A 23922-nucleotide genomic window follows, 5' to 3' on the forward strand; every position below is an offset into this window, starting at 1 on the left:
TCTAGCCCCAGTCGAAGCGAAGCGGCGCCTCGCGAAACGCGAAGCGATCAAGGTGGCGCGCGACCGCGCCTTTCAACCCTTCCAGCTGCCCGTCGCTCGACGCGTCGATTCGCACCTCCAGCCCGGCATCGGCAACATTGAACTTCACCACCGCATCGCCCGGCCAATCCGCGCCACGCGCATCGCGCGGAAAGATCACCGTGCCATTCTCGGGCGTGAACTCGACCTGAAGATTGTGCGACCAATGCTTGCACAATTGCTGGAGGTATCTGCTGGCGCTGGCAGTGGGAACCACCGCCAGCGCGCTAACCGTCGTCGCCGTCATGCAAGCCGCTCGATCTTCTGTGCCGCCTCGTCAAGGATCGCGGCGACATCGTGCAGGGTGTTTGCATCAACACCCTCGGCGCTCACCCGGTTCTGCAACGCGACGCGGAGATTGCCCATCGCCCTGCGGATCGGTCCGCCATCGGTGCGCGCCTGATGCGAGGCGAGGTGCGCCAGCCGCTCGAACAGCGCCGCCACCTGATCGGCATGTTCGGCAAGGTGCGCGGTACCGGCCTCAGTGATCGCGAACGACTTCTTGGCGCCCTCGGCCTTGTGCTCGGCGATCAGGTCCATGTCGTCGAGCATCGTCAGCGTTGGATAGACGACGCCCGGGCTCGGGGCATAGGCGCCACCCGTCCGCTCCTCGATCTCGCGGATCAGGTCATAGCCGTGACGCGGGCTCTCTTCGATCAGCTTAAGCAGGATCAGACGAAGCTCGCCACCGTCGAACATCCGCCGTCCACGGCCACCTTCCCTGCCGGGATGACCCATCCCACCAAACGGCCCACCGAAGCCGCGCGGACCGCAGTTGCGGTCATGATTGTGGCCGCGCTCGTGACGGCCGTGATGAAATCCAAATCGCATGTAAAATCCTTATGTAGCGAGTCTTGATGGCTACAAGATATATCTTGAAAGAGTTTATGCAAGGCGGACGCATATTTTTTCGTCATCCCGGCGAACGCCGGGACCCAGGGTGATGAAACGCAAGGCTGAGTAACCCTGGGTCCCGGCGTTCGCCGGGATGACGGACAGGGCAAGAGCGCCTATCTTCCCTCTCAGATGACAGACCTTTTCGGCCCCCAGGAACAAGAACCGCTTGCCGAAGAGCCGCTGGGCGGCCCCCTCGCCGATCGCCTGCGCCCGCAGCAGCTGGGCGATGTCGTCGGTCAGGAACATCTCACCGGCCCCGAAGGCGCGATCGGGCGCATGGTCGCGGCGGGGAAGCTCAGCTCGATCATCCTGTGGGGGCCGCCCGGCACCGGCAAAACCACCATCGCCCGCCTGCTCGCCGACGCCGTCGGCCTGCGCTTCGTCGCGATCTCGGCGGTGTTCTCGGGCGTGGCGGAGCTCAAAAAGGTCTTTGCGGAGGCAAAGGAACACGCCCGGATCGGCCGCAAGACGCTCCTGTTCGTCGATGAGATCCACCGTTTCAATCGCGCCCAGCAGGATGGCTTCCTACCTTTTGTCGAGGACGGCACCGTCACCCTGGTCGGCGCGACCACCGAAAATCCCAGCTTTGAGCTCAACGCCGCGTTGCTCAGCCGCGCGCAGGTGCTGATCCTCCACCGCCTTGACCACAAGGCGCTGTGCAAGCTGCTCGACCGCGCCGAGGAGCTGGAGGACAAGCCTCTCCCCGTCACGCCGGAGGCGCGCGACGCGTTCGTCGCCAGCGCGGACGGCGACGGCCGCTTCCTGCTTAATCAGGCCGAGACGCTGTTCTCGGTAAGCTTCCCCGCCCCACTCGATCCGCAGGCGCTGGGTGAGTTCCTCCAGCGCCGCGTCGCGGTCTACGACAAGGATCGCGAAGGCCACTACAACATCATCTCCGCGCTCCATAAATCGGTGCGCGGCAGCGATCCCCAGGCGGCACTCTATTATCTCGCCCGCATGCTCACCGCCGGCGAGGAGCCGCTCTACGTGCTGCGCCGGCTGGTACGGATGGCGGTCGAGGATATCGGCCTCGCTGACCCGCAAGCATTGGTCCAGTGCATCGCCGCCAAGGATACCTATGAATTCCTCGGCTCGCCCGAGGGCGAACTGGCGATCGTCCAGGCTTGTCTCTACCTCGCCACCGCGCCCAAATCGGTGTCGAGCTACAAGGCGCAGAAGGCGGCGTGGAAATCGGCCAGGGAAACCGGCTCGCTGATGCCGCCCCAGAACATCCTCAACGCCCCCACCAAGCTGATGAAGGAGATCGGCTACGGCAAGGGCTACCAATACGACCCCGATACAGAGCATGGCTTTTCCGGCGACAATTACTGGCCGGAGGAAATGACGCCGCAGGTCTTCTACACGCCCACCGACCGCGGCGTGGAAAGGCGCATCGCCGAGCGCATGGCGTGGTGGAACGAGATGCGGGAGAAATTGCGCGATGCGTGATTGGGACGAAGCCTGCGCCTACGCTCTCTCCCTCCCGGGTGTCGAGATGGCGTCATGGTGGGGCAGCATGTGTCCCAAGATCAACGCCAAGGGCTTTATGGCCCCCGGCCGCGAGAAAGGCAGCTTCGCGCTGTCGGTGGCCAATGCCGAGAAGCAAATCCTGTTCGAGACCGATCCCGAGACCTTCTGGCAGACCGATCATTACCGCAACTATCCGATGCTCCTCGTCCGCTACGGCACCGACAGCCGCGAACGGGTCGAGCTCTATATCCAGCGTGCCTGGTGGGACCGGATGAAGAAACCACAACGTGTGGCGGCGGGGATCGAGGAGCGGCCGTGACTCCTTTCAATCCTCCCCGGACCGGGGAGGTGGCAGCGCGCAGCGCTGACGGAGGGGGCTCTCCACAAGCGCTACCCCCGCGGCAGGCCCTCTCCACCAGCCTGCGGCTGGTCCCCCTCCCCGTTCCGGGGAGGGTCTGATGGACTTCACCACCTTCATCGCCATCGACTGGTCCGGTCAGGCCGTCGAGCGCCCCAAGGGCCTCGCCGTCGCCCTTTGTCGCACCGGCACCGCTGCGCCGGAGTTGATCGAGCGCAATTGGTCGCGACAGGACATCCTCGAATATCTCGCTGAATTAGCCGATACCGGCACCCGCGCATTGATCGGCCTCGACCTCTCCCCCGCGTTCCCCTTCCACGACGAAGGCGCCTATTTCCCTGGCTGGGATCGCTCCCCGCGCGACGCCCGCACCCTCTGGGCGCTCGTCGATGAACTCACCTCCGACGATCCCCACCTCGCCGCCACCGGCTTCATCGCGCACCCCGACGCCCGCCGCCATTTCCGCCAGCGCGGCGACTGCGGCGACCTGTTTCCGCCCGGCCGCGGCCGCTTCCGGGTCTGCGAACATGGCCAGGAAGCGATGCGTCTCTCACCCTATAGCTGTTTCAACCTCGTCGGCGCATCGCAGGTTGGCAAATCGAGCCTGACCGGCATGCGCGTGCTCCACCGCCTGCGCGGCAAGATCGGGATATGGCCGTTCGATCCGCTGCCAGAGACCGGGCCGGTCCTGGTGGAGATTTACACCTCGCTGGCCGCGCGGCTGGCGGGGATGCGCAAGGGCATCTCAAAGGTCCGCGATGCCGAAACACTAGATACGATGCTCTCAGCGTTCGGCTCCCAGCCCCACGCCCCGCTCGCCCGCTATGACGACCATGCCACGGATGCGATCCTAAGCGCGGCATGGCTCCGCGTGGCCGCGAACCAGCCGGAATTGTGGTCGCCCGCAAAGCTAACCCCCGAACTCGCACAAACCGAGGGCTGGACCTTCGGCGTCCCCTGAGCCATTGGAGCCCGCGTGCCGGTTTAGCTCAGCTGGTAGAGCAGCGGTTTTGTAAACCGAAGGTCGCGGGTTCGATTCCTGCAACCGGCACCATTTTTGTTTGGAAGCGCCTCGCAACAAGCTCGAGCGGCCGTCGGCCTTGCGGACGCTACGGGGGCCGTTACCTATTCGCCCCTGGGCGGCGCCACGCTGGCGCGGTGGATCAGCGTCGAAGTGAACAGTGACGGCTCCTCGCTCGCGATATCGTCCCCGAAAAAGTCCGCGAGCAGCTTCAGCGCCGCCGAGCGCGCCATCGAGATGATCGGCCAGTGCACCGTCGTCATCGGCGGCCAGATATGGTTGGCGATGGCGGTATCGTCGAAGCCGATGATCGAGAGATCGTCGGGCACCGTCATCCCGCGCCGCCGCGCCGCGTGGAGCGTCGCCGCGCCCATCTCGTCGTTCGAAGAGAAGATCGCGGTCGGCCGCGGCGACAGATCGAGCAGCCGGTCGGCGGCCGCCAGCCCGGATTCGAAGGTGTAATTGCCGTCGGCGATCAGGCTGCGCGGCAGCTTGATATCCGCCGCCACAAGCGCTTCCTCAAAGCCCTTGCGCCGCTCGCGCGCCGAGCGGAAGCCGTGCGGCCCGGCGATCAGCCCGATCCGGCGATGTCCCAGCTTGATCAGGTGATTGACCGCCTCGATCACCACCTCGCGATCATTCGATGCGACCATATGTTCGGGATCGTCTAGTGTCGCCGAGCCCATGCGCACATAGCGGATGCCGAGATCGTTGCAGAGATCGGCGAGCATGTCGTTCTCGGAGATCGGCGGCAGGATCATCACCCCATAGGGCCGCTGCCGTTCGAGGAAATTGCGCACATCCTCGAGCATCGTCGACGAACCGCGGTCGATCGGGCGGACGATCAACTCGAACTCGGTCTCGCGCATCGCCTCGAGCATGCCGGCCTGCACGTTCATCACCATCTGCGCGTTAGGATTGTCGTGGATCAGCCCGATCAGGAAATTGCGGCGCAGCGCCAGCGCGCGCGCCTGGACATTGGGGACATAGCCAAGCTCGGCGATGACGGCCTCGACCTTGCCGCGCGTATCCGCGTTGAGCAACGGCGAGCGGTTGATGACCCGGCTGACGGTTTTCTTGGAAACGCCGGCGATCCGCGCGACATCGTTGATAGTGGGCTTGCCGGTTCTTTGCATCGCCTTAGCTATAATGGCTCGCAAGCCAAAGCGATACTGTCCCTAGAGACAATTATACGGCGCTTGCATCGCGGAAAAACTGGCGCAATACAGGTTAGGTAACCGGTATCATAAGCTGGATATGATCGAGAGGCACATAGCTATGAAGTTCCTGGCGCTACCGCTCGCCCTGCTGCTCGCCAGCGCCCCCGCTCATGCCCAGAGCGCCTTTCCCGGCGCGGTCGGCCCCGCGGCGCAGACGCCCGGCGGACGCGGCGGCCAGATCATCCGCGTGACCAATCTCGATCCCGACGGCCCCGGTTCGTTCAAGTCGGCGGTAGAGGCCAAGGGCCCGCGCATCGTCGTCTTCGAAGTCGGCGGGGTAATCGATCTCCACCGCACGACGCTGACGATCACGGAGCCCTATCTTACCATCGCCGGGCAGACCGCTCCCTCGCCCGGCATCACGCTGATCAAGACCGGGATCGACGTGAAGACGCACGACGTCATCATCCGCCATATCCGGGTGCGCACCGGCGCCGATGGCCAGCCCAAGCGCAGCGGTTGGGAGGCCGACGCCTTCTCGACCGTCGCCGCCAAGGACGTGGTGATCGATCACAACACCTTCACCTGGGCCATCGACGAGAACATGTCCGCCAGCGGCCCTCGTTTCGACGGCGCGAACCTCGCCGAGTGGCGCGAGCATACCAGCCGCAACGTCACCTTCTCGAACAACCTCGCCGCCGAGGGACTGGCGGACTCCTCGCATCCCAAGGGCGAGCATTCGAAGGGGTCGCTGATCCACGACAACACCACCGGCATCGTCTTCTATCGCAACATCTGGGCGCACAATGTTGAGCGCCACCCGCTGGTGAAGGGCGGCGCGCAGGTGCTGATGGTCAACAATCTCATCTACAATCCCGGCCACCGCGCGGTGCATTACAACCTCATGGCGCTCGAATGGGGAGACCATCCCTATGTCACCGGCGAGATCACCGCGGTCGGCAACGTCCTGCGCGGCGGCAACGACACCGACGAGAATCTGCCCTTCCTGATGATCGGCGGTGATGGCGACCTCGCCTATTACGGCAAGGACAATCGCGCGGTCGACCGCCACGGCAACAGGCTGCCGATGTTCGGCCGCTACGGCGAAACCCGGGCGAGGATCATCGAGGCGAAGAAGCCGCTGGCGAGCCTTGCCGGCATGACGGTGTTGCCCTCCGCCGATGTCGAGACCAGCGTTCTGAATACCGCCGGCGCCCGACCATGGGATCGCGACGCCGAGGATATCCGCGTCCTGTTCTTCGTCGCCGAGGGCCGCGGCGACATCATCAACGACGAGACCGATGTCAGCGCCTACCCGGCGTACAAGCCAACCAAGGCGCCGTTCGTCGAGGCTGATTGGGATCTCGTGACGATGGAACCAAAATCGGGTCGCTACCCCGGCCAGACCGGCGAGCTTCGCGAGAAGCTGAGCACGCGTGATCAGGCGATGCGGGGTGACGGGAAGCAGTAAGCTTCCCCAAGCGTTGCGCGGGGACGACCGGCCCGCCCTGCACACCGGATGGCCGCTACATCATCGTTGATGGCGTGCTGTGGCGCACCACTCGCCCCGATCTGCCTGGGGACGAGCGTGAGCGGCTTGTCCGTAAGCTGCTGGCAGCCCGCCGCGCGATCCGCGATGCGGAGAATGACGCCGCAATGCGCAAGAGGCGCGCCGCGGTTCAGGCCGCCAAGGTCGCGCTTGGCCAACGCGGCCCGGTGTGGTGAGACGATGGTGCGCCCGATCTCAACCGCAACACAATCGAAAACACGCCCCATGCCGATTGGTGGCGCGATCAGCTGCCTGGCTGAATATAGGGCACGCGCGCAAACAGCTCGCGCTCCCATTTGCGCGGATCGTTGACGACACGGCTCTCGGCATCGAACACCATCGTCGCGCGATCGGGCAGCGTATAAGGCGTCCAATCCACCTTGCCGGTACGTGCCAGTGACGCGAACGAGGCCATCATCTGCCGGCTGAGTTTCTGCGCGGCAGGACCGGTACCGCTGATCGATCCCGGCGCACCCAGCGTCCCGAACACCATCGCGATGTCGCTCGCATGCGGAGCGCCGCGCTCGGGCTTCACCGGTGATTGATAATCGAACTGATAGACCCAGGTCGCCTTGGCTCCTGCCGCCGCGCGGGCATCTGCTTCGATCACCTGTCCCGGCCAGCTACGCCCAGCCGTGGTCGCGCGATAGAATAGCTGCTCGGGCGTGTCGGACGGAAAGTGCGCACGATACTGTGCGACGATCCATTCGGGGGGCAGATCCATGCGCAATTCAGGCGCCATCCGCGCCGCGATATTATCCCAGTTGAGCTCCTTCACTGTGTCCGGTCCGATGAACGCCCGCGTCTCGTCATGCGTGTTGCCGAGGATCATCGGGATATGGTTCGATTGCGGATTGGGATCGGGCCAGAAGGGATGGCGCGTCAGCCATTTCATATCGAGCACCGGTCCGAAATAGACTCCGCCACCCATGATCGGATCGACCGCGTCGGTGGCCTCGATCAATTTCTCCATCGGCATGTCGAGCAAAGGCTGGAGGTTGTCCGGCTTCACGCCAAGCCGGTCGAGATAGGCCAAGGTGCGCTTGTGGGCGTTGAGCGGCCCCGACGCAGTGACCTGCTGCCCGCTCATCGTCGCGGCGGAACGGAACAGCCCCTTGGCCGCCGGCATCCCCATCAGTGTCGCGATCTTGGCGCCGCCGCCTGATTGGCCGAACACGAACACTCGATTCGGATCGCCGCCGAACGCCGCGATGTTGGCCTTGATCCACTGGAGCGCGAGGATCAGGTCGAGCTGCCCAAGATTGCCGCTGTCGGAAAAGCGCGGATCGAGCCGGGCAAGATAGAGGAAGCCGAACGCATTGAGCCGGTGATTGACGGTCACCACGATCACATCCTCGGTCGCGGCCAATGGATGACCGTCATTCTGGGGATCGGTAACGCTGCCATTGGAATAGGCGCCGCCGTGAAAATAGACCATCACCGGGCGCGGCTTCGCCACCTCGAAAGCGGGCTTCCAGATGTTGAGGAACAGGCAGTCCTCGGACTTCGAATCGGCAAGCCCACGCTGGGGCGCGACCGGCCCGAACTGCCCCGCATCCGCCAGTCCTGTCCGCCGCGGCACCGGCTGTGGCGCGCGAAAGCGTTCCGCGCGGCCATAGCGTATGCCCAGAAAATGCTCGGTACGCCGGTCGCCCAACCTGCCCGGCGACCGTTGCCCGACAAAGCGGCCCGCCGGCGCATCGACAATGGGCGAAGTTTCGGCACTGGCCCGCGACGGAAGAATCGCCAACGCGGCCCCCGACCCGATCAGCGCGCGGCGGGAGATCCCGTCATCGGCGGACATCCAACTCTCCCTCCAGGAAGGCGTCGATATCGGACTGTCCGAACAGGCTGGCGTCCCCCGGCAGCGAATGCTTAAGCGCGGTCAACGCGAGGCCCGTATTGGCCGCCATCGCGGAATCGCCGCCCCGCGACAGCCCATGCAACACCCCCGCCGCAAAGGCATCACCGGCACCGATCCGGTCGACGATGCCGGCGATGGTCACCTCATCGGTCTGGTGCCCACCACCGCGCGTATCGACGCGCGCCGAGACCCGGTGGCTATCGGCATCGACGACATGGCGGGCGGTGTTGGCGATGATCTGGAGCTTGGGGAAGGCAGCGAACGCCGCTTCCGAAGCCTCGCGACGGCGATCCGCGCCGTCACCCGAGAAGGTCTTGCCGAGCAGCAGCGAGATATCGCGGTGGTTGCCGAACAATATGTCGGCATGACCGATCAGCCTGGTCAGCACCGCCTTGGGGTCACTGTCCCACGCTTCCCACAATTTCGCGCGGTAGTTGCCGTCGAACGACACGGGCACGCCGCGCGCGGTGGCGGCTTCGGCGGCGGCGATGGCTGCAGCGGCCGAGTTCGGCCCCAGCGCCGGGGTGATCCCGGAAAGATGCAGCCGGGTCGCGCCGTCTAGCGCCGCATCCCAGTCCCAGCTCTCGGCACAGCGCGCCGCGAACACCGAATGCGCGCGGTCATAGACGACCTCGGAAGCGCGCAATCCCGCGCCGGGCGTCAGGAAATACAGTCCCAATCGTCCGATCTCGCTGGCCACGGTCGAGGTATCGACGCCGCGCCGCCGGAGCTCGCCGATCACCGCCGCACCCAGCGGATTGTCCGCAACCGCGCTGACCATCCGGACCTTGTGGCCCAGGCACGCCAGCCCAATCGCGACATTCGCCTCTGCCCCGCCAACATTGACCTCGAGCTTCGGCGTCTGGAGCAGCAACTCGCGCCCTGGGGGCGAAAGCCGCAGCAACAGCTCGCCGAAGAAGACCGCGGTCATCGCGCCAGCCACCCGCCATCGACGGCGAGGATATGTCCCTGCACATAATCCGAAGCCGAGGAGGCGAGGAACACCGCCGCGCCGCCCATGTCATCGGGAGAGCCCCAGCGGCCCGCCGGGATACGATCGAGGATCGACTTGTTGCGGTCCTGATCCGCCCGCAGCGCCGTGGTGTTGTTGGTTTCGATATAGCCCGGCGCGATGGCGTTGACGTTGATGCCCTTGCTCGCCCATTCATTGGCGAGCAGCTTGGTCAGCCCGCCAATCCCCGATTTGGACGCAGTATAGCTAGGCACGCGAATGCCGCCCTGAAAGGTCAGCATCGACGCGATATTGATGATCTTGCCGCCGCCTTGCGGGATCATCTTCTTCGCCGCCGCCTGGCACAGGAAGAATACGGACTTCAGATTGGTATCGACCACCGCGTCCCAATCCTCCTCGGTGAAATCGATCGAATCGTTGCGGCGGATGATCCCGGCATTGTTGACGAGGATGTCGATCTTCCCCAGCTTTTCCACTGCTTCGTCCACGACTCTGCCAACAGGTTCGATAGTCGAGAGATCGGCCGAAATGATCTCGGCACGGCGGCCCAGCGCACGGGCTTTCTCGACAGTCTCGGTTGCGGCGCTGCGGCCGACAGCGGCGATGTCTGCCCCCGCCGCCGCCAGCGCCAGGGCGATGCCCTGGCCGATGCCGGTATTGGCGCCGGTGACTACCGCGACGCGGCCGCTGAGATCGAAGAGCCCCGCCATTATGCCAACTGGCAGATGTCGAGGACGTTCATGTCGGTATAGTCCTGATTCTCGCCGGCCATCGCCCAGATGAAGGCATAGGCCTTGGTCCCCGCGCCCATATGGATCGACCAGGGCGGGCTGATCACCGCCTCCTCATTCTGCATCACGATGTGCCGGGTCGCCTCCCCTTCACCCATGTAATGAAACACCCGGTCCTTCGCGGTGTCGTCTAATTCGAAATAGAAATAGATCTCGCTGCGGCGCTCATGGATGTGCGGCGGCATCGTGTTCCAGACGCTGCCGGGCTTGAGCACGGTCAGACCCATCACCAGCTGCGCGCTGTCGCAGACGCCGGGGATGACGAGCTGGTAGATCGAGCGTTCGTTGGACTCTTCCAACGAGCCGCGGTCGAGCCTGTTGGCATCGGCGATCGAAAGCTTGCGCGTCTCGAAAGCCTTATGCGCCGGGCACGAGGCGAGATAGAAGCGCGCGCCATCACCCATGAACAGCACCTCCCTGGCGCCCATGGTGACATACAGGCAGTCCTTGTTGCCGAGCGTGTAACGGTCGCCATCGACTTCGACCGTACCCTCGACGCCACTGACATTGACGATTGCCAGCTCGCGCCGCTCCAGAAAAGGATGGCCCGCCGCCGATGCCGGCTCGGTCTGATCGGGGAGCCTGACGCTGTCGTTCTTGACCGCGACGCCGCCGATCACGAAGCGATCAGCGTGCGTGTAGTTGAGCACGCACTCACCGTCGCGGAACAGGCCGTCGATCAGATAACGGTCGCGCAATTCCTCGTTCGAGACGCACTCCATCATGTCGGGATGGGTGGCGTAATAGGTGCGGTCGAACATGGGTTACTCCGTTGATTGAATATCAGGCCGCGGCGGCGACGGGCGCCGGCGCGGGTTGATCGAGCTTGTACGCCTTGCGCACCAGCCCGTTGGTCAGCTCGTACGCCAGCTCCGCGGCTTCCCAGTCGAGCAACCGCCCCTCGCCGACCAGCCGCGCGAGGAACGCGCAATCGACGCGGCGCGCGACATCGTGGCGTGCGGGGATCGACAGGAAGGCGCGGGTATCGTCGTTGAAGCCGACAGTGTTGTAGAAGCCGGCCGTCTCCGTGACCTGCTCGCGGAAGCGGCGCATGCCCTCGGGACTGTCATGGAACCACCAGCTCGGACCCAGTTTGAGACAAGGATAATGCCCGGCCAGCGGCGCCAGCTCGCGGGCATAGACCGTCTCGTCGAGCGTGAAGAGGATGATCGACAGATCGGTCGAGGTGCCGAAGCGGTCGAGCAGCGGCTTCAGCGCATGGACATAATCGGTTCGCATCGGGATGTCCGCGCCCTTGTCGCGCCCATGGCTGGCGAACAGCCCGCCATTATGATTGCGGAAACTGCCCGGATGAATCTGCATCACCATGCCGTCCTCGGCGCTCATCGCCGCCATCTCGGTCAGCATCTGCGCGCGGAACAGCTCGGCATCGGCGGGCGTCCAGGCATCCGACAATATGGTGTTGAACAGCCGCTCGGCCTCGTCCTTCGAAAGGTCCGCCGTCATCGCCGTCGGATGACCGTGATCGGTCGCGGTCGCTCCCGCCGCACGGAAGTCCGCCCGGCGCTTGCGGTGCGCGGCGAGATAGCCTTCCCACGAATACACGTCCTCGCCGGTCTTCTCGGCGAACACCCGCATCGCCCCGGCGAACTGCTCATGCTCGACATCGATCACGGCGTCGGGGCGATAGGTGGTGACCACCCGCCCCTGCCATCCGCTGGCATGAATTGCGTGGTGCGGGGCGAGATCGTCCTGCGGCCCCTCTGTGGTGGCGAGAAACTCGATCCCAAACCGATCGAACAAGGCGCGCGGCTTGAACGCGTCGGTCGCCAGCTTGGCGTTGATCGTGTCATAGTAGAAATCGGCGGTGGAAGCATCGAACGCCACCTCGAACCCGAACACCTCGCCAAACACATGACCCAGCCACATGCTCGACGGCGTGCCGCGAAACAGATGCCAGTTCGCCGCCAGCGTCCGCCACGCCGCGCGTGGATCGGTTGCCGGTGCCCCCTGCTTGTCCGGCACGCATAAAGCCGCCAGGTCGATGCCCTGCGAATAGAGCATCCGGTAGAGATAATGATCCGGCGACAGCAGCAATTCGGTGGCGTTCGACCAATTGGCGTTGGTCGAAAACCAGGTCGGATCGGTATGGCCGTGCGGGCTGATGATCGGCAGCCCCGCCACTTCCTTGTAGAGCGCCCGGGCGATGCCCCGCGCGCGCTCCTCGGTCGGGAACAGCCGGTCGGGATCGAGCTTGAGGAGACGCGTCATCTCAGCCTCAGATCTTTGCCCGCTCGAGCCGCGGGCTCAGCAGATGAATCGCGAGTACCGCGACGAAATAGGTCACCGTGCAGACCGCGAAGATGATCGTGTAATTGCCGTGCGTCGCGTCGAGCACGAGGCCCGTCGACTTCGACATGATCATGCCGCCAACGCCGCCCGCGAAACCGCCGAGCCCGATCACCGAACCGACCGCGCGCTTCGGAAACATATCGGGCGGGATCGACAGGATGTTCGACGAGAAGGACTGGTGTCCGGCCAGCGCGATGCCGATCAGCAACACTGCCAACCACATATTCTGGACGCCGGTGACGAACAACAGGGGCAGCACGCAGCAGCCCGAGATCAGCATCGTCACCTTACGCGCGAAATTGACGCTGCGGCCGTTGTGGATCAGCTTCGAAGAAAGCCAGCCGCCAGCGATGCTGCCAATATCGGACAGGATATACATCGCGATCATCGGCAGCAGCACCACCTTGAGATCGACATTGTAGGTCGTGCTGAAATATTTGGGCAGCCAGAACAGCATCAGGAACCAAACCGGATCGGTGAGGAACTTGCCGATCGCGAACGCCCAGGCCTCGCGCTTGGTGACGATCCGGCCCCAGCCGATGCGCGCGACCTGCTCGGGCGGGTCATGTTCTATCCAGGCCAGCTCGACTTCGCTCACCTTCCCGCTCTCGCGCGGATTGCTGTAGATCTTGAGCCACAGCGCCAACAGCACCACGCCAAACAGCCCGGTGTAGATAAACGTCTCGCGCCAGCCAAAGCCCAGCCACGTCATAAACAGCCACAGCGTCGGCGCGGTCAGGATCACGCCCACCGTCGTCGCGCTGTTGACCCAGCCGATGGCATAGGCGCGTTCTTTCTGGGGGAACCACTCGCTGCTCGCACGCACGACCGACGGGAAATGCCCCGCCTCACCGATACCGAGGAACACGCGCGCGGCCATGAACGACGTCACCGATCCGGCAAAGCCGTGCGCGACATGGCCGATCGTCCACACCGTGATCGCCAGCGCATAGCCGATCTTCGGGCCGAAGCGGTCGATCAGCCATCCCATCACCAGAAAGCCCATCGCATAGGCGAACTGGAAGGCGACGACGATGTTGCCATAGTCGTTCTCGCTCCACCCCAGTTCCTTGCCAAGCCCGGGTGCGAGCAAGCCGAGCATGGTGCGGTCGATATAATTCACGGTGGTCGCCGCGAAGAGCAGCCCGACGATCATCCAGCGGAAGCGCCCCGCGCGCGGAACCGAAGCGGGTCCGCCCTCACTCACTATCGCCATCTCTCTCTCCCAGCCGCTTTTTATCGCGGATCAGCCGTGGTGATTTACACCAATTCTGCACCGAACACGCATGCCATCGCCGAAACTGGCCTCCACCTGTGCGCCGGGGCGCACCGGATGGACGCCCGTCACGGCGCCGGTCGAGATCCACTGGCCGGGCGCCAGCGGCAGCTGACGGTCCCGTGCGAGCTCGAACAGGAAACGCACTGCGCCAAACGGCCCGTCGAGCATCGTAGCGGCAGTACCGGTCCCCGCAACCTCGCCGTCAATTGTTAGCGCCACCCTCCACTCAAGAAAACGACTATTCGAGTCGAGCGCCCTGCCGATCACCAACCCGTTATTATTGCCGAAATCGGAGACGGTGACAGCGGGGCCATGCAGGTTGATGCCGGGAAATGGCGAGCTGGCCAATTCGATGCCGATGCGAACCGCATCGACATATTCGGCAACGGCCGCATTGGTCCATTCTCGGTCGAAGCTGGCCGGGAGGTTTCCGACGCGCAGAAGGAACTCCGCCTCGGCGGCGGCAAAGCCATTGGCGAACACCGGCATTTCCGGTGCCGCATCGCCATCTGCCTCGACTACGCTGTCGGCGAAGATCGGCCCGGTAATGCGATTGCTGCCATAGGTATCGACGAGTTGGTCGGCGATGCGTCCAACCTTCCAACCGGCGATCCGGCGCGCGAATAAACCAATCGCGGCCTTCTGGATGCCATAGGCCTCGTCCAACGATTCAGGCAGTGCACCCGGATACTCCGCCAGTGCGGTCCCGGTTCGGCGTGCATCGACGAACGCCTGCGCAATAGCTTCGGCCGTTTCCCGTCCTTCGATCAACGCGGTTTCCTTCGCCCCGGTCGCCCATCGCTCCTCCGCCTAAAAACGCCGGCGCGATTCGCGCGGCTCACATCTTCGGCGGAGATTGCTTGAGCGGCCTTCCATCTCCAAATGCCCCTGTGCCGCATGCATTTTCACAGGCGGGTGGACAGTGCCTATGCTACCGGTGTCAAACCGAGACGTCAACGTCGCGCAGCCGCAGTTGACACGCTTTTCAAGGCTCGATAGTTTTCTTGACACCGGTTACCCGTAACTGGATTAGAGTGAGGCCATCGCAAGAATGGCGCGCTCAGGTGAGGCTGGAAGAAAACCCTGCGGTGCAGGCCACCTCCCCGATATTCGATGCGGTTTCGCGACTGGCACAAGCCCAGCACGAATCGGCTTAAACCACGCGCCGCTCAGGGCGGCGCAAAGGAGGCGGATGATGAAGGTTCAGGTTTCTTGGGCGCTTGGCGGCGCCTCCATGGCGGCGCTCGCACTGGGTATGATCGCGCCCGCTTCGGCCCTCGCCGCCGCTTTACCTCATGACACCGCTACACCTGCGCGTGATGACAAGGTTCCGGCGGCAGCCGCTACAGCCCCGCAGGACGTGCCCACCACCCAAGCCGATCCCGATACCCAGGAAGATCCGGGCATCGTTGTTACCGGTTTCCGCCAGTCGCTGGGCGCCGCGATCAACGTCAAGCGCAACTCGGTTTCGGCCGTGGATGCGATCGTCGCGGAAGATATCGCCAAGTTCCCCGATCAGAACCTCGCCGAATCGCTGCAGCGTATCCCCGGCGTCTCGATCCAGCGTGACGCCGGCGAGGGCCGCGCGATCACCGTCCGCGGTCTCGGCGCCCAGTTCACCCGCGTCCGCCTGAACGGCCTTGAGACCGTCGCAACCTCGACCGACGGCGCCAGCGCCAATCGCGACCGCGCCTTCGATTTCAACGTCTTCGCGTCCGAGCTATTCAACAGCCTGGTGGTTCACAAGACCGCCGAACCCTCGCTCGACGAGGGCTCGCTCGGCGCCGTGGTCGATCTCAACACCGGCAATCCGCTCGGCGGCAAATACGGCTTCACCGCCGTCGCCAACGTGCAGGGAAGCTATAACGATCTCAGCAAGAAGGTCGGGCCGCGCATCGCCGGCCTGCTGTCGTGGAAGAACCCGGACGGCACCTTCGGCATCTCGGTCTCGGGCGCCTATCAGAAGACCAACAATCTCGAGCTCGGCAACAACACCGTCCGCTGGGCGCAAGCACGCTTCGACTCGGTCAACGGCACGCCCTGCTGGTACACCAGCGCCGCCAGCGCGACGCCGTCGCCCAATTCCGGCGGCGTCTATCGCTCCAGCGCCGCATGCGATCAGGCGGCATTGGCCTTCCACCCGCGCATCCCGCGCTACGGCGAGGTCCGCCACGATCGCGAGCGTCTGGGCCTGACCGGCAGCGTCCAATGGGCGCCGACCGACGCGACCAAGATCTCGCTCGACGCGCTTTACTCGCGCTTCAAGGAGACCCGCGAGGAGAAATGGGGCGAAGTGCTGCTCCGCTCGAACGAGCGCTCGATCGACCTGGTCAACTTCACCGTTGGTGCCAACAACACCATGACCACCGGCACGCTCAACGATGCCTGGGTCCGCACCGAGCACTATCTCCGCAAGTCGGAGACCGAATTCTATCAGGTCGGCGGCAGCTGGGATCAGGAGCTGGGCGACAGCTTCCGCTTCACCCTGCTCGGCGGCGTCTCCAAGTCGAACGCCGATATCCCGGTCGAGACCACCTTCGTGTTCGACGATCGCGACGCGCAGAACTTCCAGTTCGACTATACCAATATGTGGTCGCCGCGGATCACCTTCGGCACCAGCGTCACGCAGGAATCCAATTTCCAGCTCGCCGAAATCCGTGACCGTCCGTCGAACGTCACCAACCGCTTCCGCACCGCGCAGCTGCGCACCGAATGGGATGTGGCCGACGGCTTCACGGTCAAGGCCGGTGCGATGTATCGCCGCTTCCAGTTCAACTCGGTCGCCTTCACCCGCGACGCGGTGGTCTGCGGCAATGGTGGGCTCGATATCGTCCTGCGCACGATCACCTGCTCGGCTTCGTCAGCGTTCGGCCCCGCGGCGATCTACGGCTTCCCGGCAAGCGGGCTCAGCGAGAGCTTCACACTCGGCAATGCCGGCCAGCCTTCGGGCAATACTAACACTTGGCTGGTGCCGAACATCGAGCGCTCGGCGGCGTTCACCGGCCTCTACAACCGCACCCCGGCGCTCGATGCGGGCAACAACCGCAGCGTTACCGAGGAAGTGAAGGGCGGCTATCTGCAGTTCGATGCCAAGGGCCAGGCGTTCGGGCTCGACTATGCGTTCAACGGCGGCGTCCGCTATGCGCGCACGGATCAGACCTCGAGCGGCTTGAGCAGCGGCACCCTCGTCACGGTCAAGCGTGACTATGAGGATTGGCTGCCGTCGATGAATCTCGCGCTCTATCCGAGCCAGAACTTCATCATCCGCGGCGCGATCGGCAAGGTCATCACCCGGCCAACGCTCGGCAACCTTACGCCGGGTGGCTCGGTGGACGGCTTCAACTACCGCGTCACCTTCGGCAATCCGTTCCTCGATCCGTTCCGCGCCACGGCCTATGACCTCGCGCTCGAATGGTATTTCGCGCCGCAGTCGATTGCTTCGGTCGCGGTGTTCAAGAAGGATATCGAAAGCTTCCCGGTCTCGGCCGTCCGTAGCGGCACTTTCGCCTCGACCGGATTGCCGCTGTCGGTGCTGCCGCCCAGTTCGCCGGCCTTCATCAATCCTGAGGGCCAGCTCTGGTCGATCACCGGCAACGTCAATGGTGCAGGCGCCAAGCTGAAGGGCATCGAGCTTTCGCTCCAGGCGCCGTTCACCTTCCTGCCGGGGATCTTCAAGAACTTCGGCGGCATCGTGAATGCTACCTTCGTCGACTCCTCGGCGGTGTACAACGTTGCGGGACCGTCGGTGACGCCGGGCGGCGCCAACGTCGCCACGACGCGCAGATCGACGCTGTTCGGCCTGTCCAAGACCGCGTTCAACGGCACGCTCTATTACGAGGATTCGAAGTTCAGCGCGCGCGTCTCGGCCAGCTATCGCGGGCCGTATGTCGATGCCAACTCGGGCACCGGCAACGTGTTCGAAGGCTATAACCGGGCAATCAACGTCGATGCCTCGATCCGCTACAAGGTGCTGGAGAATCTCGAGCTCTCGGTGGAAGGCGTGAACCTCACCGACGATTACCGCTCGCGTTACACCGATCTCGATGCCAACCGGAACTACGAGTATAACCACTTCGGTCGTACCATCTTGTTCGGTGCCCGCTTCAAGATGTAAGGGTACGGAATTAAAGGGGGAAGCGGCCGTCGCGCTCAAAGAGCGCGACGGCCTTTTCTTTGGTGAGCTAGCGGTCAGGCGCTGCTGATCGCTCCCGTCATCCGCGAACCTCTCCTCGCCCGCCGCCCCGGCATCCCTGCCGGAAACTCCCCTGAAAGGGCCTGCTCCCATTTTGCGCAAACAGTGCGGCAGATCGAGCATGCGCCGTTCGCACCCCGCCGAGCTGGCTTCGATCTCGCGCTAGGGCTCGGGCCATGCCGCGCGCAAGCGGTCGATGGACCGGGCGCCACAACCGGCGAATCCGGTCCTGTAGACCGACATCATCACCATTGGCCTGCCCGACTAGACCGCTCGAACGCGGTTCCGAACGAATCACCCTTGCGGTGTCTTCTCCTGATCATGGTTCGTGGTCGGCGACCTGTCGAAAATCGAGGCGGATATACGGAAGCTGAACTTCGGTGAGGTGAGGGTCTACAACGCCGATGGCGAGCGCGTGCGATGACCATCGTGATGTGCGCTCAGTTGACGGCTCCACCAAGCACTCGCTCTATGCGCGATATCTCAATCCGCTCACAACGCATCTGGTATCCCGGGGTCTAAAGACACGCTGACCATCGAGAAAAATGGTATCTTTCGCGATATAAGCCCAACCGCCAGCCCCAGATTGGCATCGCATTACGAAAGGACGCATCCTGACCGTATCGGTTGATCATTCGTTTGCGCGGTTGACGAGCGACGGCGACGCTTCGCGCGTCGATCGAGTACTCGCGACCGAGGTACCGGTCGCGCTCGAATTCAACGGCATCGGCTATGCGGTGTTGATGGCTACGCCGGCCGACCTGCTCGACCTGACCTACGGCTTCGCACTTGGCGAGAGACTGATCGATGCAGCCACCGATATTCTCGATACGGCCATAGAGACGATATCGGCAGGATGGATCGTCCGTGTCGCGCTGGCACCGCGCGCCGCGCATCGCATTTACGACCGTGTGCGGCACCGAACCTCCGACAGCGCCTGCGGCTTATGCGGTGTCGAGAGCTTGGAGCAGGCCCTGAGGCCGCTACCGCGCGTTCCGCCCTGGACCGGTGATCCGGCGGCGATGTTCACCGCTGCGGCGGCCTTGGCCGCGCAACAGCCGCTTGGTCGGGCCACGCGCGCGGTCCATGGCGCTGCCCGCTGTGCACCGGACGGCACGATCCTGGCGGTGCGCGAAGACGTCGGCCGTCACAATGCCTTCGACAAGCTTATCGGTGCGATGCTTCGCACTGGTGAGGAATGGAACGGCGGTTTCGCGCTGCTGTCGTCACGCTGCTCGTATGAGCTGGTGGAGAAGGCGGCCCTGTCCGGCTGTCCGATGCTGGCCACCATTTCCGCGCCGACCGACCTTGCCGTGCGGCGTGCCCGCGAAGCTGGTCTGACGCTTCATGTCGTCGTACGTGCCGACGCATTGTTGTCGGCACAATGAAAGCCAGGACGCTTGGCGCCGTGATAGCTGGCGGCCGGTCGAGCCGGTTCGGGTCCGACAAGGCGCTCGCGCTGATCGAGGGCCGCGCGATGATCGAGCATGTGGTGGCGGCGCTGCGACCGTGGGTCGACGAACTGGTGATTTGCGGGCGCGCGCATGGCGAGAATCGCTTTCTGCCGGATTACCCGACAACAGGCCTCGGTCCGCTCGCCGGCTTCAACGCGGCACTGCATTATGCTGCGGCAAACGGTTTCGGGTCTGTGATCACCGTACCTTGCGATACACCGTGCATCGGCCCTGAGATATTCGCGGCGTTGCGCGATCAGGCCGGGCCGGCGTGCCTGGCCGATTGCCCCGTTATCGGGGTCTGGCCGGTCGCGTTGGCCGGGCGTCTGCACGAATTCGCTCTGACCGATCCTCGCCGATCTGTGCGCGGGTGGGCGATGCTGGCGGGCGCGGCCGAACTGGCGATCGCCGCGCCGGTCAATGTGAATCGTGCCGCGGACCTTGCCCTGCTTGGCGATCCATCCTGATCCGTAGCAGCGCTGGCCTGCGTGGCCGCGGAGTTGTCGAAACGTCGCGTCGGTGCAACAATCGGTTCGTCGCTAGGAGTTGTCGCATGCCGACCAAACCGCCCGAATATCGCCCCTATCCGCATCCCGCTGGCGGTTGGGGCGCGGCGGGTGCCACCGCGAAGGTCCTGCTGGAACAAAGCGTCGTCACCAAGGGCTCGCGGGCGCTGCTGTCGATGAATCAGCCCGGTGGCTTCAAATGCTCCAGCTGCGCCTTTCCCGACGCCGATTGCCGCAAGACGCTGGAGTTCTGCGAGAACGGCGCGAAGGCGCTGGCGCACGAGGCTACGAAGTTTCGCGTGACCCGCGACTTCTTCGCGCAGCACACCGTCACATGGCTCAACGAGCAATCGGACTATTGGCTGGAAATGCAGGGCCGGCTGACCGAGCCGATGCGTTACGACGCGACGACGGACAAATATGTGCCGGTCGACTGGGACGAGGCCTATGCGCTGATCGGCCAGCACCTGCGCGCGCTCGACAGTCCGCACCAGGCCGAATTCTACACCTCCGGCCGCACTCCGAACGAGGCGGCGTTCCTCTATTCGATCTTCGTGCGCGAATTCGGGACGAACAATTTCCCCGATTGTTCGAACATGTGCCACGAACCGACCAGCCGCGGGCTGCCGGCATCGATCGGTGTCGGCAAGGGCACGGTGGTGATGGCCGATTTCGAACACACCGAAGCCCTGTTCATCATCGGCCAGAACACCGGCACCAACTCGCCGCGGATGATGACCAATCTGGTCGAGGCGCGGAAGCGCGGGGTGCCGATCGTCGTCGTCAATCCGATGCCGGAACGCGCGCTGATCAAGTTCACCGAGCCGCAGGATGTGGTGCAGATGGCGACGTTCGGCTCCACGCCGATCGCCAGCGAGTTCGTCCATATCAAGATCGGCGGCGACATCGCCCTGTTCAAGGGCATGATGAAGGTGATCTTCGAACGCGAGGCCGCGGGCGAAGCGGTTATCGATGGTGCGTTCGTCGACGCGCATACCGCCGGCCTCGACGCGGTCCGTGAGGATGTTCTCAGCACGGAATGGTCCGAACTCGTGCGCGTGTCGGGGATTGCCGAGGACCAGATCCGGCGCTGCGCCGAGATCTACATCCGCTCGAACGCGACGATGATCTGCTACGGCATGGGGCTGACCCAGCATCAGCAGGCGTCGAAGCTGCTGCAGCAATTGTGCAACCTCCTCCTGCTCAAGGGCAATTTCGGCAAGCCCGGCGCCGGTATCGCACCGATCCGCGGCCATTCGAACGTGCAGGGCGATCGCACCGTCGGGATCGACGAGAAACCGAAACCCGAATATCTCGATCGCGTCCGCGCGGTGTTCGGTTTCGATCCGCCGCGCGAGCACGGGCACCACACGGTCGAATCGGTCGCGGCGATGCTGGACGGCTCGGCCAAGGTGTTCATCGGCCTGGGCGGTAATTTCGTGCGCGCGGTGCCCGATACCGAGCGCGCCTATTCGGCGATGCGCAAGCTGGACCTGACCGTCGGCATCGCGACCAAGCTCAATCGCGGGCATCTGGTTCATGGCAAGGATGCGCTGATCCTGCCGGTCGTCGCCCGTTCCGAACGGATCGAGACCGCGCTCGGCGAGCAATTTGTGACGATCGAGGATGCCATGTCCAACGTCACCGCGTCGCGCGGCGTGCTGGCGCCAGCAAGTCCGGACTGCCGCCCCGAGGTCGAGATCGTCTGCCGCATGGCGATGGCGACGCTGCCCGACAGCCGCGTCGATTGGGCGCGCTACATCGACGATTACGGTGCGATCCGCGACAGGATCGCCGCCGTCTACCCCGATATCTACAGCGACTTCTCAGAGCGCATACAGAGCCCTCGCGGCTTCCACCTCGATGTCGCGCCGCGTCGGCTGGTCTGGCAGACGCCGAACGGCAAGGCCAACTTCATCGTCTTCGAAGGGCTCGACATCAACGCGCCAGTGGCGGACCCGGCGATGCTGCGGCTGGCGACGGTGCGATCGCACGATCAGTTCAACACGACGATCTACAGCTATTCGGATCGCTATCGCGGGGTCTATAACGACCGCATGGTCCTGTTCATGAACGCCGAGGACCGGGCGGACCGCGGGATCGACGCGGGGGCGCAGATAACGCTGGAGACGATCAGCGACGACGGCGTGCCGCGCCGCGTGGCGGGGCTGACCGTGCTCGATTACGCGATGCCGCGCGGCGCGGTGGCGGGCTATTATCCCGAGCTCAATCCGCTGCTCCCGCTTGACTATTACGATCGTATCAGCGGGACGCCGGCGGCCAAATCTATCCCGGTCAGGGTGGTCGCCGCGTGATGCGCCTTGACGCCGTCGAATGACGGAGCACACGCTGACCGCCCAGACATGGGGCCGCGTGCCGATCGATGCGCAGAGTATCGAGGCACCGCTGTCACAGGCGGCGATCTTCCTCGTCGTGACGGTGAAGGATGGCGATCCGGTTGTGGGGGAGCCAGGCCTCAGCCACTGCGAACGCGCGCGGCGGTAAGCGCGGCACGCAATCCATGCACCTGATCGGTCAGGTGCAGCACCAGATCGACCCCCTCCTCGTTGACGCCGAAGTCGCCCAGCAGATCGCGGATGAAACGCGCGCGGGCGGCATCGATATCGGACAGCGCATCGTCGTCGAGCAGGAGCCAGCCCCGCGCCACCCAGCGCTCGACCGCGGCGCGTTCCACGCCCGCTTCGACGACAAACCGCTCGATGCTGATCCTCATGCCGCCGCCTCCTCGCCGGTGTCCGCCCACCCCGCCACCAACGCCTCCAGCGCCGGGTCGAGCGGCTTGGGCAGCGTGATGCGTAGCCGCACATGTTCATCGCCTCGCTGTCCGCCGCCGCGCGGCATACCCTGTCCCTTCAGCCGCAGCTTCGTGCTGCCGTCCGCCCCCTTCGGCACCGTCATCGCTACCGATCCCGTAGGTGTCGGCACCGTGATCTTCCCGCCCAGAACGGCATCGCGCAGAGTGATCGGCACCTCGATCGCCAGATCGTCGCCATCGCGCTCGAATCGGGGATCGTCCTCGACAGTCAACTCGATCAGCGCCGCTCCGCGCGCGCCGCTGCCGCGTCCGGGCTCGCCCCTGCCCTTCAGGCGCAGGATCTGTCCATCAACCACGCCCGCCGGAATCTTGACGTCCAGCGTATCGCCAGTCGGCAGCGTAAGCCGCCGTTCCGTCCCGCGCACCGCGTCCGCCAGCGCGATCGACAGCGTATAGTGCAGGTCGCGCCCGGGCCGGTTCGCCCGCGCTTGCGCATTGCGGCGGAGCAGGTCGGCCAGAAAATCATCCTCTTCCGCATAGTCGGAAAAGCCCGCGTCGCTGGCGTAACGAGCGCTGTCGGCGCCGTTACCCGCATAGTCGCGGTAATATGCGTGCTGAGGCCGTTCGTTGCCGTCCACACCGATCTCGCCCGCATCGAAGCGCCGCCGCTTCTCCGCGTCGCGCAGCAGGTCATAGGCAGCGGCGACCTCCTTGAACCGATCCTCGGCATCCTTGTTGCCGGGATTGAGATCGGGATGCAGCGTCTTCGCCAGCTTGCGATAGGCGCGCTGCAATTCCTGATCGGTCGCGGTTCTTGCCACACCAAGCGTCGCATAGGGATCGGTCATGTCGGCCACGCGCTCTTCCTGCTTTCCGACCATGATGAATGAGGCGGAGGCGTGCGGCAACACCGCAACCTTGCCTCCGCGCAACGCGACAGCAGCGTGGCGGCATAAGCGCCTGCATCGATCCTTCGCCGCCGCTCGGCGACCCATCATCGGCGGCGTCCCGCTCGTCGTCGGGCTGGTGTTGTCGTGGGCGGTACGCCGCATCCTCAAGCCAGCGCTGCGTCGCGGCGGCTGGGTCCAAGCGGCGACGCCAATGAAGGGCGGTTTCGATATCGGGAGGTCGAGGACATCTCGCTGGGCGTCACCATAATCGTGACCGACGACAATCGGCGGGTGATCGTCGCCAACGGCACGATGGCGCAGCGGACGGTGGTGAAGCTGCCGCCGACCTAG

23 protein-coding genes and 1 tRNA gene are annotated in these 23922 nt (G+C 64.4%); 12 read left to right on the top strand and 12 right to left on the bottom strand.

The genetic code is table 11. The annotated features are described in order from the left end of the window. Position 1 precedes the first annotated feature (1 nt). Both KF730_RS11545 and KF730_RS11550 read right to left on the bottom strand, forming a co-directional pair. Complete coding sequence (locus KF730_RS11545) at positions 2 to 325, bottom strand: DUF2218 domain-containing protein (RefSeq protein ID WP_294095268.1); 324 nt, start codon at positions 323 to 325, stop codon at positions 2 to 4. Next, positions 322 to 909, bottom strand: coding sequence for a PadR family transcriptional regulator (locus tag KF730_RS11550; protein ID WP_294095269.1), 588 nt, complete (start codon positions 907 to 909; stop codon positions 322 to 324). Before KF730_RS11550 ends, KF730_RS11545 begins: the two co-directional genes overlap by 4 nt. A 195-nt stretch (positions 910 to 1104) precedes the next feature. On the opposite strand from KF730_RS11550, the gene KF730_RS11555 reads away from it, so the two are divergent. The 4 genes from KF730_RS11555 (at position 1105) to KF730_RS11570 (ending at position 3857) form a co-directional block, all read left to right on the top strand. Beyond that, positions 1105 to 2424: a replication-associated recombination protein A gene (locus tag KF730_RS11555; RefSeq protein ID WP_294095272.1), complete on the top strand. Its 1320-nt coding sequence runs from the start codon at positions 1105 to 1107 to the stop codon at positions 2422 to 2424. After that, positions 2417 to 2764 (top strand): hypothetical protein, encoded by a 348-nt coding sequence (locus KF730_RS11560; RefSeq protein WP_294095274.1) that lies wholly within the window; start codon positions 2417 to 2419, stop codon positions 2762 to 2764. Before KF730_RS11555 ends, KF730_RS11560 begins: the two co-directional genes overlap by 8 nt. A 139-nt stretch (positions 2765 to 2903) precedes the next feature. Next, on the top strand, positions 2904 to 3764 hold the full coding sequence (locus KF730_RS11565; protein WP_294095276.1) for a hypothetical protein: 861 nt from the start codon (positions 2904 to 2906) through the stop codon (positions 3762 to 3764). Between the two features lie 17 nt (positions 3765 to 3781). Continuing rightward, positions 3782 to 3857 (top strand) — tRNA-Thr (locus KF730_RS11570). Positions 3858 to 3928: 71 nt separating this feature from the next. On the opposite strand, the gene KF730_RS11575 is transcribed toward KF730_RS11570, so the two are convergent. Continuing rightward, on the bottom strand, positions 3929 to 4960 hold the full coding sequence (locus tag KF730_RS11575) for a LacI family DNA-binding transcriptional regulator (RefSeq protein ID WP_294095278.1): 1032 nt from the start codon (positions 4958 to 4960) through the stop codon (positions 3929 to 3931). 142 nt (positions 4961 to 5102) lie between these two features. Here KF730_RS11575 and KF730_RS11580 point away from each other — a divergent pair, with 142 nt between their 5' ends. Then, a complete protein-coding gene (locus KF730_RS11580) occupies positions 5103 to 6455 on the top strand; it encodes a pectate lyase (RefSeq protein ID WP_294095280.1) in 1353 nt (450 codons plus the stop codon). A 74-nt stretch (positions 6456 to 6529) separates the two neighbouring features. Continuing rightward, on the top strand, positions 6530 to 6709 hold the full coding sequence (locus KF730_RS11585; RefSeq protein ID WP_365973463.1) for a hypothetical protein: 180 nt from the start codon (positions 6530 to 6532) through the stop codon (positions 6707 to 6709). 68 nt (positions 6710 to 6777) lie between these two features. On the opposite strand, the gene KF730_RS11590 is transcribed toward KF730_RS11585, so the two are convergent. From KF730_RS11590 to KF730_RS11620, 7 genes are read right to left on the bottom strand one after another with little or no spacing between them, the layout of a single operon-like run. Then, positions 6778 to 8337 carry a carboxylesterase family protein gene (locus KF730_RS11590; protein WP_294095282.1) on the bottom strand — a complete coding sequence of 520 codons (1560 nt, stop codon included), beginning with the start codon at positions 8335 to 8337 and terminating at the stop codon, positions 6778 to 6780. Beyond that, positions 8324 to 9328 (bottom strand): sugar kinase, encoded by a 1005-nt coding sequence (locus tag KF730_RS11595; RefSeq protein WP_294095284.1) that lies wholly within the window; start codon positions 9326 to 9328, stop codon positions 8324 to 8326. Before KF730_RS11595 ends, KF730_RS11590 begins: the two co-directional genes overlap by 14 nt. Beyond that, positions 9325 to 10080 (bottom strand): 2-dehydro-3-deoxy-D-gluconate 5-dehydrogenase KduD, encoded by a 756-nt coding sequence (kduD, locus tag KF730_RS11600; protein ID WP_294095286.1) that lies wholly within the window; start codon positions 10078 to 10080, stop codon positions 9325 to 9327. Before kduD ends, KF730_RS11595 begins: the two co-directional genes overlap by 4 nt. Continuing rightward, positions 10080 to 10922, bottom strand: a complete 843-nt coding sequence (kduI, locus tag KF730_RS11605; RefSeq protein WP_294095287.1) for a 5-dehydro-4-deoxy-D-glucuronate isomerase — start codon at positions 10920 to 10922, stop codon at positions 10080 to 10082. Before kduI ends, kduD begins: the two co-directional genes overlap by 1 nt. 22 nt (positions 10923 to 10944) lie before the next feature. After that, positions 10945 to 12393 (bottom strand): glucuronate isomerase, encoded by a 1449-nt coding sequence (gene uxaC, locus KF730_RS11610; RefSeq protein ID WP_294095289.1) that lies wholly within the window; start codon positions 12391 to 12393, stop codon positions 10945 to 10947. 7 nt (positions 12394 to 12400) lie between these two features. Continuing rightward, positions 12401 to 13690, bottom strand: a complete 1290-nt coding sequence (locus KF730_RS11615; protein ID WP_294095290.1) for an MFS transporter — start codon at positions 13688 to 13690, stop codon at positions 12401 to 12403. A 30-nt stretch (positions 13691 to 13720) separates the two neighbouring features. Further along, on the bottom strand, positions 13721 to 14524 hold the full coding sequence (locus KF730_RS11620; RefSeq protein WP_365973468.1) for a 2-keto-4-pentenoate hydratase: 804 nt from the start codon (positions 14522 to 14524) through the stop codon (positions 13721 to 13723). Positions 14525 to 14948: 424 nt separating this feature from the next. Between KF730_RS11620 and KF730_RS11625 the strand changes: the two genes are divergently transcribed. The 5 genes from KF730_RS11625 (at position 14949) to KF730_RS11645 (ending at position 22410) form a co-directional block, all read left to right on the top strand. Beyond that, on the top strand, positions 14949 to 17867 hold the full coding sequence (locus KF730_RS11625; RefSeq protein WP_294095292.1) for a TonB-dependent receptor: 2919 nt from the start codon (positions 14949 to 14951) through the stop codon (positions 17865 to 17867). 725 nt (positions 17868 to 18592) lie between these two features. Then, positions 18593 to 19333, top strand: coding sequence for a formate dehydrogenase accessory sulfurtransferase FdhD (gene fdhD, locus KF730_RS11630; protein WP_294095294.1), 741 nt, complete (start codon positions 18593 to 18595; stop codon positions 19331 to 19333). After that, entirely contained in the window at positions 19330 to 19866 is a 537-nt protein-coding gene (locus KF730_RS11635) for a molybdenum cofactor guanylyltransferase (protein WP_294095298.1), read from the top strand. The genes fdhD and KF730_RS11635 overlap by 4 nt, the downstream gene beginning before the upstream one ends. 86 nt (positions 19867 to 19952) lie before the next feature. Next, positions 19953 to 22220: an FdhF/YdeP family oxidoreductase gene (locus KF730_RS11640; protein ID WP_294095302.1), complete on the top strand. Its 2268-nt coding sequence runs from the start codon at positions 19953 to 19955 to the stop codon at positions 22218 to 22220. A 19-nt stretch (positions 22221 to 22239) separates the two neighbouring features. Further along, complete coding sequence (locus KF730_RS11645) at positions 22240 to 22410, top strand: hypothetical protein (RefSeq protein WP_294095305.1); 171 nt, start codon at positions 22240 to 22242, stop codon at positions 22408 to 22410. On the opposite strand, the gene KF730_RS11650 is transcribed toward KF730_RS11645, so the two are convergent. Both KF730_RS11650 and KF730_RS11655 read right to left on the bottom strand, forming a co-directional pair. After that, complete coding sequence (locus KF730_RS11650) at positions 22382 to 22639, bottom strand: chaperone modulator CbpM (RefSeq protein ID WP_294095307.1); 258 nt, start codon at positions 22637 to 22639, stop codon at positions 22382 to 22384. The two genes, KF730_RS11645 and KF730_RS11650, sit on opposite strands and share 29 nt — an antisense overlap. Continuing rightward, positions 22636 to 23562, bottom strand: coding sequence for a DnaJ C-terminal domain-containing protein (locus tag KF730_RS11655; RefSeq protein WP_294095309.1), 927 nt, complete (start codon positions 23560 to 23562; stop codon positions 22636 to 22638). Before KF730_RS11655 ends, KF730_RS11650 begins: the two co-directional genes overlap by 4 nt. Before the next feature lie 153 nt (positions 23563 to 23715). On the opposite strand from KF730_RS11655, the gene KF730_RS11660 reads away from it, so the two are divergent. Continuing rightward, positions 23716 to 23922 (top strand): hypothetical protein, encoded by a 207-nt coding sequence (locus tag KF730_RS11660; RefSeq protein WP_294095313.1) that lies wholly within the window; start codon positions 23716 to 23718, stop codon positions 23920 to 23922.

The organism is Sphingomonas sp., assembly GCF_019635515.1.
Lineage (GTDB): Bacteria > Pseudomonadota > Alphaproteobacteria > Sphingomonadales > Sphingomonadaceae > Sphingomonas.

Excerpts from the sequence above, each read along its gene's own strand:
- KF730_RS11650 (WP_294095307.1), bottom strand. The coding sequence starts at position 22,639 with ATGAGGATCAGCATCGAGCGGTTTGTCGTCGAAGCGGGCGTGGAACGC.
- KF730_RS11645 (WP_294095305.1), top strand. The coding sequence starts at position 22,240 with ATGACGGAGCACACGCTGACCGCCCAGACATGGGGCCGCGTGCCGATC.
- uxaC (WP_294095289.1), bottom strand. The coding sequence starts at position 12,393 with ATGACGCGTCTCCTCAAGCTCGATCCCGACCGGCTGTTCCCGACCGAG.
- KF730_RS11580 (WP_294095280.1), top strand. The coding sequence starts at position 5,103 with ATGAAGTTCCTGGCGCTACCGCTCGCCCTGCTGCTCGCCAGCGCCCCC.
- KF730_RS11550 (WP_294095269.1), bottom strand. The coding sequence starts at position 909 with ATGCGATTTGGATTTCATCACGGCCGTCACGAGCGCGGCCACAATCAT.
- KF730_RS11545 (WP_294095268.1), bottom strand. The coding sequence starts at position 325 with ATGACGGCGACGACGGTTAGCGCGCTGGCGGTGGTTCCCACTGCCAGC.
- KF730_RS11590 (WP_294095282.1), bottom strand. The coding sequence starts at position 8,337 with ATGTCCGCCGATGACGGGATCTCCCGCCGCGCGCTGATCGGGTCGGGG.
- KF730_RS11640 (WP_294095302.1), top strand. The coding sequence starts at position 19,953 with ATGCCGACCAAACCGCCCGAATATCGCCCCTATCCGCATCCCGCTGGC.
- KF730_RS11555 (WP_294095272.1), top strand. The coding sequence starts at position 1,105 with ATGACAGACCTTTTCGGCCCCCAGGAACAAGAACCGCTTGCCGAAGAG.
- kduI (WP_294095287.1), bottom strand. The coding sequence starts at position 10,922 with ATGTTCGACCGCACCTATTACGCCACCCATCCCGACATGATGGAGTGC.
- KF730_RS11615 (WP_294095290.1), bottom strand. The coding sequence starts at position 13,690 with ATGGCGATAGTGAGTGAGGGCGGACCCGCTTCGGTTCCGCGCGCGGGG.
- KF730_RS11655 (WP_294095309.1), bottom strand. The coding sequence starts at position 23,562 with ATGGTCGGAAAGCAGGAAGAGCGCGTGGCCGACATGACCGATCCCTAT.
- KF730_RS11575 (WP_294095278.1), bottom strand. The coding sequence starts at position 4,960 with ATGCAAAGAACCGGCAAGCCCACTATCAACGATGTCGCGCGGATCGCC.
- KF730_RS11560 (WP_294095274.1), top strand. The coding sequence starts at position 2,417 with ATGCGTGATTGGGACGAAGCCTGCGCCTACGCTCTCTCCCTCCCGGGT.
- kduD (WP_294095286.1), bottom strand. The coding sequence starts at position 10,080 with ATGGCGGGGCTCTTCGATCTCAGCGGCCGCGTCGCGGTAGTCACCGGC.
- KF730_RS11635 (WP_294095298.1), top strand. The coding sequence starts at position 19,330 with ATGAAAGCCAGGACGCTTGGCGCCGTGATAGCTGGCGGCCGGTCGAGC.
- KF730_RS11565 (WP_294095276.1), top strand. The coding sequence starts at position 2,904 with ATGGACTTCACCACCTTCATCGCCATCGACTGGTCCGGTCAGGCCGTC.
- KF730_RS11625 (WP_294095292.1), top strand. The coding sequence starts at position 14,949 with ATGAAGGTTCAGGTTTCTTGGGCGCTTGGCGGCGCCTCCATGGCGGCG.
- KF730_RS11595 (WP_294095284.1), bottom strand. The coding sequence starts at position 9,328 with ATGACCGCGGTCTTCTTCGGCGAGCTGTTGCTGCGGCTTTCGCCCCCA.